Source organism: Mycobacterium hubeiense (assembly GCF_002838065.1).
GTDB lineage: Bacteria > Actinomycetota > Actinomycetes > Mycobacteriales > Mycobacteriaceae > Mycobacterium > Mycobacterium hubeiense.
Map to the genome: position 1 here is coordinate 26455 of NZ_PIZU01000006.1, position 12745 is coordinate 39199.

Genomic DNA, 12745 nt, shown 5'->3' on the forward strand with positions numbered 1-12745 from the left:
CGCGCCCAAATCGCACCGGGGCTGTCACACATCGACGGGCTGTCTCGTCTAATGGGTATGACACAGAAAATCCGCATCGATCCCGTCACCCCCAAGCAGGCGCCGCTGTGGATCCGCGCCATGTACCGCTACGCCAAGCGGCGGTTCGGTGAGGTCCCGGAGCCCTTCACCGTCGCCGCACATCACCCGCGACTGCTTGTCGCCAACGGCGTGCACGAGCTGCTGCTCGAGCGCGGCTCCACCAAGCTGCCCAAGAGCGTTCGCGAGCTGGCGGTGTTTTGGACCGCCCGCACCGTCGGCTGCTCCTGGTGTGTGGACTTCGGCTCCATGCTGCAGCGCCTCGACGGCCTCGACGTCGAGCGCCTGAAAGACATCGACAATTACGCGACCTCACCGAAGTACTCCGACGACGAACGAGCCGCGATTGCCTACGCCGACGCCATGACCACGGACCCCCACGCCATCACCGACGAGCAAGTGGCTGATCTGAGAAGCCGCTTCGGCGACGACGGCGTGATCGAGCTGACGTATCAGATCGGCGTCGAGAACATGCGCGCCCGCATGTACTCCGCGCTGGGCATCACCGAGCAGGGCTTCAGTTCAGGCGACGCCTGCCGGGTGCCCTGGGCTGACACCGCCAACCCGTGACAGTCGGCGCGGCCACCAGAACCAGCGGCCCAGCAACGCCGCGATCGCGGGCACCACAAACGTGCGCACGATCAACGTGTCGATGGCCAGGCCGATGCCGATGGTCGCGCCCACCTGCGCGATGGTGAGCACGTCGCTGCTCACCATCGCAAACATGGTAAGCTCGAATACGATTCCGGCGGTGGTGACGACGCCTCCGGTGCCACCGAAGGCCCGAATCAACCCGGTTCGCATGCCCGCGGCCGCCTCTTCTTTCAGCCGCGCCGCCAGCAGCAGGTTGTAATCGGCGCCGACGGCAACCAGCGCGATGAACGCCATTGCCGGTACCGCCCAATGCAATTCATGGCCGAGGACCTGCTGCCACACCAGGGTGCTCACGCCAAGCGCCGAGCCATAGGAGACGACGACGGTCGCCACCACCACCATGCCCGCGACCGGACTGCCCAGCATCACCGCCACGATCAGGAACACCAGCAGCAGCGTCACCACCGCGAGGATCGTGAAGTCGTGCGCGACGAACCCCCGCAGGTCGTCGGTGGCCGACCCAACGCCGTTGACCAGCACGGTGACACCGGCCAACGTGCCCTCCTTGGTGGCATCTCGCACGGCTTGTTCGATCGCGGCCGCCCGTTTCGCCCCATCGTCTCCCCACGCCTCGCCGGTGCCGTAGACGAGCAGCCGGGTGGCGTGGCCGTCGTCGGAGAACAGCAGCGGCAGGATCGTCTGGTAGCGCGGATCGTCCAGCGTGCGGCGCGGCAGATAGAACCCGCCCTCACCGCTGCCCGCGAAATCGGTGCGCAGCTCGGTCAAATAGTCGGTCAGCGACCGCATCTGAGGCACGAAGTCATCGACCGCCGCGGTCAACGTGTCCACCAGTTGCCGCAGCTCGGTCACCGTCGATCGCATCGTGGCCAGGGCGTCGGTAGCGTCGGCCAGCCCGGCGGATGCCTGCCCGGTTCCCTCGCCGAATTTCGCAGTGGCGTCGGCAGTCTGGTTGGCACCGCGCAGCATCTCGTCGACCGGCTTCACCACCCGTTGCACGGGACCGCAGATCGGATTCGCCGGGCAATCCGGTGTGCGTGCGACGAATTCGCGCAGCGGGTCCAGGTATCCGGCGACGGCGTTGGCGTTGTCCCGTAGCAGCTGCATGCTGCCATGCATGTCGGAGGCACCGGCGCCAACCTCGTTCAGCCCTGCCACGCCCCCGGACAGCCCGTGCTGTAGCCGGTCGATCGCCGACGTCAGCCGCGACAACGTCTGCTGGCCGGCATCCACCGAATCGAGCTGCGGGGACAGGGAATCCGCGGTCTGGTCGAGCTGCTCGCCGATCAGCCCGGCCTGATAGGTCATGCTGGCTTCCTCGGGCGGCGCACCGGCTGGGCGGCTGGCCGACTGCACCGAGCGCACCCCGCGGATCGCCATGATCTGTCGCGACGCCTTCTCGATCGCGATCAGCCCCGCCGGGTTTCGCAGATCGTGGTCTGCTTCGACGACTACGATTTCGGGCAGCAGCGCGTTGGGCGGGAAGTGGCGATCCATCGCCTGGTAGCCGAGGTTGGATTCGGTGTTGGCCGGTTGCGCTGCGATTTCGCTGAATCCCAGGCGCATTCCGAGCAGGGGCAGCAGGCACACCAGCAGCACCGCTGCGGCGGCCGCCAGTACCGGGCCGGGCCACCGCGCGACGACCGTCCCGACGCGCCGCCACCGCCGCCGTGTCGTCGATCGCCGGGGCTCGATCAGCCCGCGCCGTCCGGCCAGCGCGACGAGGGCCGGCATCAACGTCAGCGACGCCGCCATCGTCGTCAAAATACCGATCGCACAGGGAATCCCCGCGCTACGCAGCATGCCGACGTCGGTGAACACCAGACACGCCAACGCAGCGGCGATGGTCAGCGCCGACGCCACGATCACCGGCGCCACCCCGCGGTACGCGGCAACCAACGCATCCGCGGAATCGACACCGGCCCGCCGGTTCTCGTGGTAGCGCGCCAACAGGAAGATGCCGTAATCCGTACCGGCGCCCAGCACCATCGCCGCCATCAGCGCGACGGAGAACAACGACACTTCGACGAGCCCCGACTCGCCCAGCGCCGCGACCACCGGCCGGGCGACGGCAAGCGACAAGCCCACCGCCGCAAGCGGTATCGCCGCGGCCAGCACGGACCGGTAAACCAGCAACAGCAGCACCGCGATCATCGCGACGGTGACGCCGGTGATCAGCGCCATCTGCCGGTCGATCGACCGGAACTCGTCGACCAGTGTGGCGCCGGGCCCCGTGACATAGGTGCGCAGACCCGGCGGCGCCGCCAGCTCCGACACCGCCGAACGCACAGCGGCGACGGACTCCGTCGCCTCGGCACTGCCGAGCTCACCGCTCAGCCGCAGCATCACCGAGACCGCCCGCTGGTCCTCGCTTTCCACCACCGGTGCGGCCAACGGCTGCGACCACAGATCCAACACCGAACGGACGTGGGCGGTGTCGGCGCGCAACGCGTCAAGCAACGCGCGGTAGTACTGCGACTCCGCGGGCCCTAACCCGTGGCTGCTTTCCAACACCACATAGCTGACGTTGTTGGTGTCGGAGTCGCCGAAGATCTCGCCCATCCGCTCAGCGGCCACACTGGCCGAAGCATCCGCCGGAAAAAAGCTGCGAGAGTGCTCGTGCACGACGCCCTCGAGCTGCGGGACGGCGAGGGTGCCGACGGCCGCGCCCGCGAGCCACAGCACCACCACAGCTAGGGGGAACCGAGCGATCAGGCGGCCAATACCTGCGGACACTGTGTCATCCCCCTAGTTGACATATAGTCTAAGATGACAGTTTGTATCACAACCCAGACGAGCTGTGAAGGGCCATGACACAAGTCCGGATTACGGTGAACGACGTGAGTCAAGCTGCCCGGCCCAAAAGACGCCTGCGCCCGGAGGAACGCCGCCAGCAGCTCATCGACGCCGCCATCGAGCTGTACAGCACGCGGCCGTACGAACGGGTTTCGGTGGACGACATCACCGAGGCCGCCGATGTTTCGCGCGCGCTGTTCTACCGGTACTTCGAGAATCCGGCGCAGTTGTTCGCTGCCGCGTCGCGGGTGGCCATCGACGGACTGATTGCCCGCCTGACTGCGGTGCCCGACGGAACGCCGCACGAGCAGGCGCGCCAAAATGTCTTGGAATTCATCACATTCGCCGAACAACACCGCAACGCGATCATCGCCCTGTTCCGCAACGGCTCAGCGATCTCACCGGAATCCGGCAACGTCATCGACGAAGTTCGCACCGCCGTCGTCAATCACATCAAACAGCTCGCCGGACTGACCGACACCGACGCGCTTACCGACCTCACCCTGTGGTGCTGGATGCCGGTGGTCGAGGAAGCGACACTGCGCTGGCTGCACGAGCCGACGGTGAGCCGCGACACCCTGGCCGACTGGCTGACCGCCCAGTTCTTCGGAATGCTCGGCGCCACAGAGCAATTCAAGGCGTGATGTTCGCCCTCAGTGGTGTTCCGGTGAACTTGTCCGGATTTGCGATATCCCATAGCGCGCAGATCTTTCCGTCGCGCACCGCCATCGCGGTGATGCGCGGCATGAGTTCCGGATAGCCATCGCGTGCGGGCCGCCCCGGCTGATACGACCCCAGCTCGCCGTTGACCAGCGCGAGCTGACTCGACTCCAGCCACCCCGGCCCGTAGCGGCGGGCCAACCCGAACAAGAAGCGCGCCACCTTCTCCGGTCCGTGGATGACACGCGGCGCCGTCGGCGCCTTGCGGTTGGAGTCGCCGGTGAACGTAACGTCCGGATGCAGAAGGCGCACAACGGCATCCATATCGCCCGCAGCCAATGCGGCCATCAATTTCCCGGCAACTTCGTTGTGCGTGCTGTCGTCCACCGGCGGCGGCGCAGCGGCGACCGTGCGGCGGGCGCGCGACGCCAATTGGCGCGCCGACGCCGCGCTGACGCCCAGCACATCGGCAATCTCCGCGAACGGCACCGCGAAGCCGTCGTGCAGCACGAACGCCACGCGCTGGTCGGGCGTCAGCTGCTCGAGGACCACCATGGCCGCGAACCGGGCATCTTCACCGGCCACCACCGCCGACAGCGGATCGTTGCCGTCGAACCCGGTCACCACCGGCTCGGGCAGCCACTCGCCGTAATACGTCTCCCGCCGATGCGCCGCCGAGCGCAGCCGGTCCAGACCCAGCCGGCTGACCACCGTCGTCAACCACGCGCGCAGATCAAGGATGTCATCGCGGTTGGACTCCCATCGCAGCCACGCATCCTGGACGATGTCCTCGGCGTCGGCAACGGTGCCGGTGAGCCGGTACGCCACCGCCAGCAGATGTGGCCGCAGCGCCTCGAACTCGTCGACGCCCGTACTTGCCGTCATTGGGCCAGTCTAGCGCTTGGCGAAAACCGTCCTATGCCAGTCCTTTTCGGCCACGCCAGTGATATCGCTCATCACATGCTTGATGGTGAGGTACTCCTCGAGCGAGTAGTCGCTCATGTCCTTACCGAAGCCCGACGCGCCCATCCCCCCGTGTGGCATCTCGCTGATGATCGGGATGTGGTCGTTGATCCACACACAGCCGGCCTTGATCTCGCGCGACGCCCGCTGCGCGCGGTAGACGTCGCGGGTCCACGCCGACGCCGCCAATCCATACTCGGTGTCGTTGGCCTGCCGCAGCGCGTCGTCGTCATCGGTGAACGACCGCACCGTCAGCACCGGGCCGAAGATCTCGTCGCGGTAGACCTCCGAGGATTCAGAGACGTCGGCGATCAGCGTCGGCCGGTAGAACGATCCCGGCAGATCCGGCGCGCTCCCGCCACACACGATGCGCCCGCCCTCCCCCGGTGCGCGCGCCACCATGGCTGCCACTTTGTCGCGGTGCGCTGCCGAGATGAGCGGGCCCAGGTCGGTGTCGGGGTCCTGGGGGTCGCCGACGACGACCTTGCCCATCACTTCGCCGACGCCTACGACGAAGTCGTCGTACAGATCGCGCGCGACGATGGCCCGCGTCGCCGCCGTGCAGTCCTGCCCGGTGTTGATCAGCGCGCCGGCCACCGCACCCTGGATCGCGGCGTCGAGGTCGGCGTCGTCGAACACCACGAACGGCGCCTTGCCACCGAGTTCGAGCTGCACCCGGTGCCCGTGCACCGCCGCGGCGGCCATCACCTTGCGGCCCACGGCCGTCGACCCGGTGAACGTCACCATGTCGACGTCACGGTGCCCGGCCAGCGCGGTGCCGACGTCGGCGCCCAGCCCGGTCACCACGTTGAACACCCCGTCGGGTAGCCCCGCCTCGCCGGCCAACCGGGCCAGCGTCAGCGTCGTCAACGGTGTCAGCTCACACGGCTTGATCACGACGGTGCAGCCGGCGGCCAAGGCGGGCAACACTTTCCACACCGCCATCTGCAGCGGGTAATTCCACGGCGTGATGGTGGCGACGACGCCGACGGCCTCGCGCCGGATGCTCGACGTGTGATCACCCGAGTACTCCGCGGTCGCCTTGCCCTCCAGATGCCGGGCCGCGCCCGCGAAGAAGTCGATGTTGTCGACGCTGCCCGGCACGTCGAACTCCGACGCCAGCCGCACCGGCTTGCCCGTCTGGCTGACCTCCTCGGCCACCAGCAGATCGGCATGTTCATCGGCCAACCGCGCCAGTTTGGCCAGCACCGCCGACCGCTCGGCGGGGGTCGCGGTCGCCCAGCCGGGCAGCGCTGTGCGGGCCGCCGTCACCGCTGCGTCGATGTCGGCAGGCGTTGCCAACGCGTATTCGGCGACCACGGAGTCGGTCGCGGGATTGATGACGCGGTGGGCGTCGCCCCTGGTGGCCACCGCAGCACCATTGATCCAGGAGCCGGCCACACTGGTGGAAACAGTCGCCCGGCGGGCAGGAGCGAAGCGATCCGGGGATTCAGCAACAGTCATGGCTCAACGCTAGCTACGCATTCCCGCAGCGACAACACCTCCAAACGCGTGATTTCATGGCCTTGGTTGCCGCTGACGACGGATTCCGTGCACAATCACAGGCATGACCAACCCCGACGCCCAGGCTGGCCTGACGCCCGTCTCGTTCCGCGTCAACTCGTCGCGGCCGGGCGCGGCCTTCCAGCTCGACGACCTGTCGAAGGCGATCATCGAGAAGCTGCAGCAGGACGGCCGCCGCTCCTACGCCGGCATCGGCAAGGCGGTGGGTCTGTCCGAGGCCGCGGTGCGCCAGCGGGTGCAGCGGATGGTGGACGCCGGGGTCATGCAGATCGTCGCGGTCACCGATCCGATGCAGCTGGGCTTCGCCCGCCAGGCCATGATCGGCATCCGCTGCACCGGCGACACCATGCGGGTGGCCGAGAAATTGGCCGCCATCGACGCCGTCGATTATGTGGTGCTGACCGCCGGTTCGTTCGACGCGATCGTCGAGGTGGTCTGCGAGGACGACGACAGCCTGCTCGAACTACTCAACACCCAAATCCGTGCATTACCGGGAGTGATATCCACCGAAACCTTGGTTTACCTGAAACTCGTTAAACAGCAATATAATTGGGGTACTAGATGACTATCACTCAAGACTTTTCGACCGAACTGGGCGCAAAAGCCAATCGGCATTTGTGGGGCCATTTCGCCCGGCACGGCAAGGGCATCACGCCGCCGATCATCACCCGCGGCGAGGGCGTCACGATCTGGGATTCCCACGGCCGCAGCTACATCGACGGTCTGTCCGGGCTGTTCGTGGTGCAGGTGGGCCATGGCCGCAAAGAGCTAGCGGAGGCCGCGGCCAAGCAGGCGGAGCAGTTGGCGTTCTTCCCGCTGTGGTCGTACGCGACGCCGACGGCGATCGAGTTGGCCGAGCGCGTCGCCAACTACGCACCGGGCGATCTGAACCGGGTGTTCTTCACCACCGGCGGCGGCGAGGCCGTTGAAACGGCGTGGAAGCTGGCCAAGCAGTACTTCAAGCTGATCGGCAAACCCGGTAAGCACAAGGTGATTTCGCGCGCGATCGCCTACCACGGCACGCCGCAGGGCGCGCTGGCCATCACCGGCCTGCCCGCGTTCAAGGCGCCGTTCGAGCCGCTGACACCGGGCGGCTTCCGGGTGCCCAACACCAACTTCTATCGGGCGCCTGAGCCGTACCACACCGACGCGAAGGCGTTCGGCCAGTACTGCGCGGACCGCATCGCCGAAGCCATCGAGTTCGAGGGCCCGGACACCGTGGCCGCGGTGTTCCTCGAGCCGGTGCAGAACGCGGGCGGTTGCTTCCCGCCGCCGCCAGGGTATTTCGAGCGGGTCCGCGAGATCTGCGACGAGTACGACGTGCTGCTGGTGTCCGACGAGGTGATCTGTGCGTTCGGCCGCATCGGCTCGATGTTCGCCTGCGACGACTTCGGCTATGTACCCGACATGATCACCTGCGCAAAGGGTTTGACGTCGGGCTACTCGCCGATCGGCGCAATGATCGCCTCCGACAAGCTGTTCGAGCCGTTCAACGACGGCAGCACCACGTTCGCGCACGGCTATACGTTCGGCGGGCATCCGGTGTCGTCGGCGGTGGCGCTGGCCAATCTGGACATCTTCGAGCGCGAGGGCCTCAACGACCACGTCAAGGAGATGGCGCCGGCGTTCCGGGCGACCTTGGAGCAGCTGTATGACCTGCCGATCGTCGGAGACGTCCGCGGCGAAGGATTCTTCTACGGCATCGAACTGGTCAAAGACAAGGCCACCAAGGAGACGTTCAACGACGAAGAGTCCGAGCGGCTGCTGCGTGGCTTCCTGACGCCGGCGATCTGGGAGGCCGGGCTGTACTGCCGCGCCGACGACCGCGGCGACCCGGTCGTGCAGCTGGCGCCCCCGCTGATCAGCGGGCAGAAGGAGTTCGACGCGATCTACGAAATCCTGCGCGGCGTGCTGAGCGAGGCCAGTCGCCGGATCTAGCGTCGTCGACTTTGGGCGGCACCGATTCAGGCAGTGAGGTCTTCTGCGATGGCACACGAGCGCGCGGTCAACCGTGAGGAGTGAAACGCCGAGCTGACTGGCGAGCTCGCGTAGGGCGCGTCGAGCCACGCGTTGGTCGCTCCACGATCGAGTTCGTCCGGCTAGCGCCGCCTGCACCACTGCCGACACATTGAGGTTGGCCGCGCGCGCCCGATCGGCCAGCTCATCGGGGACATAGACATTGAGCCGGGCCATACACACCGTGGGGCCGGTGACGCACGTCGGGGGTGCGCCGAAACTGCGGTCTCCTCGACACACACGTCTTGCTCTGGTGGCTCGCCGACGACAAGAGCCTCTCACCCGAACATCGCGCGATGATCGCGGATCCCGACAACGAACTCTTCGTTTCCGCGATCACCTCCGCCGAAGTCGCGATCAACGCCTCGCTCGGAAAGCTCCAGGCACCGACCGGGCTGGATGACGCGGTCCGTGAAGCGGGCTTTCGCGAGTTGCCGTTCACCGCAGCACATGCCGAAACCCTGCGCAAGTTGCCGTGGCACCACCGCGACCCGTTCGACCGAATGCTGGTGGCGCAGGCCATGGTTGAGCACCTGGATCTCCTCCCACCGACCCACGGCTGCGGGCCTATCCCGTCACGTGTGTCTGAACCCCAGCGCACAACCGCCCGACAGTTCTAGTGTCGGAGCGTGGGTTTTACTCGCCGCAAGCCGCCGATCGATCCCGTCCGCTGGCAGCCGCCACCCGTCGACCCCCTGCCTGACTTTCCACCCGCTGACCTCACCGTCGTCCCGGTCCCGGGCAACGCCCCCGAGGACGTCGTCGCCGATGCCGACGGCACCATCTGGACCGGCGTCGACGACGGCCGCATCGTCCGCATTCCGCCAGACGGCGAGCCCACCGTTGTCGCCGATACCGGCGGGCGCCCGCTCGGCCTCGCCGTCGCACACGATGGCCGCCTGCTCATCTGCGACAGCCCCCGCGGCCTGCTCACCCTCGACCCAAGCACCGGCAAGCTCGACCCCTTGGTTGAGACCGTCGACGGCCGACACCTCCAGTTCTGCTCGAACGTCACCGAAACCGCCGCCGGCACAATCTATTTCACCGAGTCGACGAGCGCGTTCACTTACGAGCACTTCAAAGGCGCGGTGCTCGAGGCCCGCCCGCGCGGCAGCTTGTTCCGTCGCAACCCCGACGGCACCGTGCTCACCGTCCTGGCCGGCCTGTACTTCGCCAACGGCGTGACGGTGACCGCCGACGGGTCCGCGCTGGTGTTCGCCGAGACACTGGGCCGTCGACTGTCGAAGTACTGGCTCGCCGGACCGCACGCCGGCACCACCACGCCGTTGGTGGAACGCCTCCCCGGCCACCCCGACAACCTGTCCACCGGCCCCGACGGCCGCATCTGGTGCGCGATGGTCTCCCCTGTCAACGCCGCCGCAGAGCGGCTCGCGCCTCGAGCACCCGCACTGCGCAAGCTGCTGTGGCAGCTGCCCGACCGCCTACTGCCCCAGATCAAGCCCGAGGTGTGGGCGGTCGCCTTCGATCCAGACACCGGTCAGGCCGTCACGGGCCTGCGCACCCACCATCCCGAGTTCGGCATGGTCACCGGCCTCGTCGAGACCGGCGGCAAGTTGTGGATGGGGTGCATCGGCAATCCGGCGGTGGCCTTCGCACCATGTTGACGTCAGCACTGCGGGCAGCCAGTTCGCTGTCGTATCGGCTCGGCCTCGGCGCGCAGCCGTCGGCCATGCCCGACCATCGTCTCGTCGAACTCGTTGAGGGGCCCGGCAAGTTGACCCCGGGCCGGGCCCTCGATCTCGGCTGCGGGACGGGCCGCAACGCCATCTATCTGGCCACGCACGGCTGGGACACCGTCGGCGTCGACATGGTCGGCTACGCGCTCGACGTCGCACGCCGCAGCGCCGCGGAGCGCGGAGCGGCGGTGCGGTTCGTCCAAGGTGACGTGACACGGCTCGACGAACTCGACATCGGAACGGATTTCACGCTGTTGATGGACGGCGGCTGCTACCACATGATTCCGCCGAACCGCCGAGACGCCTACGCCCAAAGTGTCACGCGCGTGGCCGCCCCCGGTGCCCGGCTGATCATGGTCGGGCTCAGCAGTATGGTCGGCACCGGCATGCACCGCGAAGAGCTGCTGGCGCGGATGCCCGGTTGGCGGCTCCTGAGGCTTGCCCGAGTGCCGGGTGAGCAGATGTGCCAATACGTTTCGGGTCCGGCGCCATTGCGCGCGCTACTCAAACGCGGCCTGTTCCGGCCGCTGCGCTACGAATTGGAGCGCGACCAGAACACCTGACCGTCGCGCAATTGCGCACCCTCGGCCGGCGCGTGCGGGTGTGGGCCGCGTAGGCCGCGAATTGCTCGACGCGCCACCAGCTATCCTCCCGCGGGGCCCAGTAAGCGCCTCTCTGCGAAGCGCGCCGTGCCCGACGGAGATCAACATCGTTTAACTTTAGTAACACTAGTAACAGCGTGCCTTCGCGAAAACTGGCTGTCGATCGCCTAATCTGCGCAAACGATGGCGAGCTTACGGAGGATCTCGGCGCGGGGTTTCGCGCTGTTCGCAGCGATGGCGGTGCTGGCCGCGCCGGCGGTGGCAACCGCCGAACCTAACGCCGCTCAGGATCCCTGCCCGTACAAGGTCACCACTCCGCCCGCCGTCGACGCGTCGGAGGTCCCCAAGCCCGGCCAAGACCCACCGTCTCCCCTGCCGGTACCCGCCAAACCACTTGGCGGCGAAGCACTCTCCGGCTGCGGCGTCATCACCGCGTCCGGCACCCCGCCGGTCCCCGGCGACGTCTCTGCCGAGGCCTGGCTGGTCGCCGATCTGGACACCGGCGACGTCATCGCCGCCAAGGATCCCCACGGCCGTCATCGCCCCGCCAGCGTGATCAAGGTGCTGACCGCCATGGCCGCCATCAAGGAACTCCCGCTGAACAGGCTCGTCGCAGGCACGCCCGAGGACGCCGCGGCCGAGGGCACCAAGGTCGGGGTCGCGCCCGGCGGCTTCTACACCGTCAGAGATCTCCTGCACGGCCTGCTGATGCACTCCGGCAACGACGCCGCGCACGCGTTGGCGGTGCAGCTCGGCGGGATGGACACCGCCCTGCGCAAGATCAACGTGCTGGCGGGCAAGCTCGGCGGGCGTGACACCCGGGTGGCCACGCCGTCGGGTCTCGACGGCCCCGGCATGAGCACGTCGGCATACGACATCGGGCTGTTCTACCGCTATGCCTGGCAGGATCCCCTCTTCTCCGAGATCGTCGCCACCCGCGAGTTCGACTTCCCAGGCCGCGACGGCAACCCGCCGTACGAGGTGCACAACGACAATCAGCTGCTGTTCAACTATCCCGGCGCGCTGGGCGGCAAGACCGGTTTCACCGACGATGCGGGTCAGACGTTCGTCGGTGCCGCCGAACGCGACGGCCGCCGCCTGGTCGCGGTGCTGTTGCGGGGTACGCGGCAACCGATCGCGCCGTGGCAGCAGGCCGCGCGCCTATTGGACTACGGCTTTGCCACGGAGCCGGGCACCAAGGTGGGCACGCTCATCGAGCCGGATCCATCATTGGTGCCCAAGGCCGACCCCGCCGCTCAGGCCGCCTCAGTGCTGCCCTCTGCCGATGCGCTCCCGGTGCGGGTGGGCGTAGCCGTCATCGGCTCCATCATCGTGTTCAGTCTCATCATGGCGGCCCGGTCGTTAAACTGCCGCGCCATCTAGCTTTCCGGCCTACCACGGCCCGATGACATACTCCAGCAACGCCAACGACAATGCGGCGACGACGGCGATCGCAAACCCAGCGAGTACCGTCAGCCATCTTCTGGTCAGGAGCGCGCCGGCCACCGCACCCAACGCGCCGAGCACCACGACACCGCCCAGCACCAAATAGAAGACCGACGCCAACGCGGCGGTCAACGCTCCGTCGAGTCCGCTCGCGTACCCACCGAACGGCACCGGGAATCGGTAGATGACGGCGATGAGCGCCGCAGCTATCGGGGCCCACAGGATGGCGGCGGCCGCGCCGATCAACGGCATGCGCATATGGTCACCCATTCAACCGCTGCCGGGGGGAAGATGGGCACTGACGTTGCCCGACGAGTCCGACGATATAAGACGATATAAGGAGACACGGTG

General features: G+C 67.4%; 11 protein-coding genes and 2 pseudogenes. 8 read left to right on the top strand and 5 right to left on the bottom strand.

Features of this window, described 5'->3' with window-relative positions:
* Positions 1-45 precede the first annotated feature (45 nt).
* Positions 46-648: pseudogene (locus CWS39_RS06990) on the top strand (carboxymuconolactone decarboxylase family protein); the annotation flags it as partial.
* On the opposite strand, the gene CWS39_RS06995 reads toward CWS39_RS06990, so the two are convergent.
* A complete protein-coding gene (locus tag CWS39_RS06995) occupies positions 601-3426 on the bottom strand; it encodes an MMPL/RND family transporter (protein WP_102142191.1) in 2826 nt (941 codons plus the stop codon). The pseudogene CWS39_RS06990 and the gene CWS39_RS06995 sit on opposite strands and share 48 nt — an antisense overlap.
* 104 nt (positions 3427-3530) lie before the next feature.
* Here CWS39_RS06995 and CWS39_RS07000 point away from each other — a divergent pair, with 104 nt between their 5' ends.
* Entirely contained in the window at positions 3531-4130 is a 600-nt protein-coding gene (locus CWS39_RS07000) for a TetR/AcrR family transcriptional regulator (protein ID WP_158240325.1), read from the top strand.
* Here CWS39_RS07000 and CWS39_RS07005 read toward each other — a convergent pair.
* Together CWS39_RS07005 and CWS39_RS07010 are read right to left on the bottom strand one after the other, a co-directional pair.
* The gene (locus CWS39_RS07005; RefSeq protein ID WP_102142193.1) at positions 4120-5031 is read right to left on the bottom strand and encodes a sigma-70 family RNA polymerase sigma factor; all 912 of its coding nucleotides are present in this window, start codon (positions 5029-5031) and stop codon (positions 4120-4122) included. The two genes, CWS39_RS07000 and CWS39_RS07005, sit on opposite strands and share 11 nt — an antisense overlap.
* A 9-nt stretch (positions 5032-5040) precedes the next feature.
* Positions 5041-6573 (bottom strand): gamma-aminobutyraldehyde dehydrogenase, encoded by a 1533-nt coding sequence (locus CWS39_RS07010; protein ID WP_102142194.1) that lies wholly within the window; start codon positions 6571-6573, stop codon positions 5041-5043.
* 103 nt (positions 6574-6676) lie between these two features.
* Here CWS39_RS07010 and CWS39_RS07015 point away from each other — a divergent pair, with 103 nt between their 5' ends.
* Positions 6677-7198, top strand: a complete 522-nt coding sequence (locus CWS39_RS07015; protein WP_102142195.1) for an Lrp/AsnC family transcriptional regulator — start codon at positions 6677-6679, stop codon at positions 7196-7198.
* On the top strand, positions 7195-8571 hold the full coding sequence (locus tag CWS39_RS07020) for an aspartate aminotransferase family protein (RefSeq protein WP_102142196.1): 1377 nt from the start codon (positions 7195-7197) through the stop codon (positions 8569-8571). Before CWS39_RS07015 ends, CWS39_RS07020 begins: the two co-directional genes overlap by 4 nt.
* A gap of 119 nt (positions 8572-8690) precedes the next feature.
* Here the strand turns inward: CWS39_RS07020 and CWS39_RS30155 are convergent.
* Positions 8691-8826 (bottom strand): annotated as a pseudogene (locus CWS39_RS30155) (type II toxin-antitoxin system CcdA family antitoxin); the annotation flags it as partial.
* A gap of 68 nt (positions 8827-8894) precedes the next feature.
* On the opposite strand from CWS39_RS30155, the gene CWS39_RS07030 reads away from it, so the two are divergent.
* The 4 genes from CWS39_RS07030 to CWS39_RS07050 all read left to right on the top strand — a co-directional run bounded on the left by CWS39_RS07030 (position 8895) and on the right by CWS39_RS07050 (position 12331).
* Positions 8895-9269: a type II toxin-antitoxin system VapC family toxin gene (locus CWS39_RS07030; protein WP_233213388.1), complete on the top strand. Its 375-nt coding sequence runs from the start codon at positions 8895-8897 to the stop codon at positions 9267-9269.
* A gap of 9 nt (positions 9270-9278) precedes the next feature.
* On the top strand, positions 9279-10274 hold the full coding sequence (locus CWS39_RS07035) for an SMP-30/gluconolactonase/LRE family protein (protein WP_102142198.1): 996 nt from the start codon (positions 9279-9281) through the stop codon (positions 10272-10274).
* Positions 10268-10909, top strand: a complete 642-nt coding sequence (locus tag CWS39_RS07040) for a class I SAM-dependent methyltransferase (RefSeq protein ID WP_102142199.1) — start codon at positions 10268-10270, stop codon at positions 10907-10909. The genes CWS39_RS07035 and CWS39_RS07040 overlap by 7 nt, the downstream gene beginning before the upstream one ends.
* A 222-nt stretch (positions 10910-11131) precedes the next feature.
* Positions 11132-12331 carry a D-alanyl-D-alanine carboxypeptidase family protein gene (locus CWS39_RS07050; RefSeq protein WP_102142201.1) on the top strand — a complete coding sequence of 400 codons (1200 nt, stop codon included), beginning with the start codon at positions 11132-11134 and terminating at the stop codon, positions 12329-12331.
* Between the two features lie 9 nt (positions 12332-12340).
* On the opposite strand, the gene CWS39_RS07055 is transcribed toward CWS39_RS07050, so the two are convergent.
* Entirely contained in the window at positions 12341-12652 is a 312-nt protein-coding gene (locus CWS39_RS07055) for a hypothetical protein (RefSeq protein ID WP_102142202.1), read from the bottom strand.
* Positions 12653-12745 lie beyond the last annotated feature (93 nt).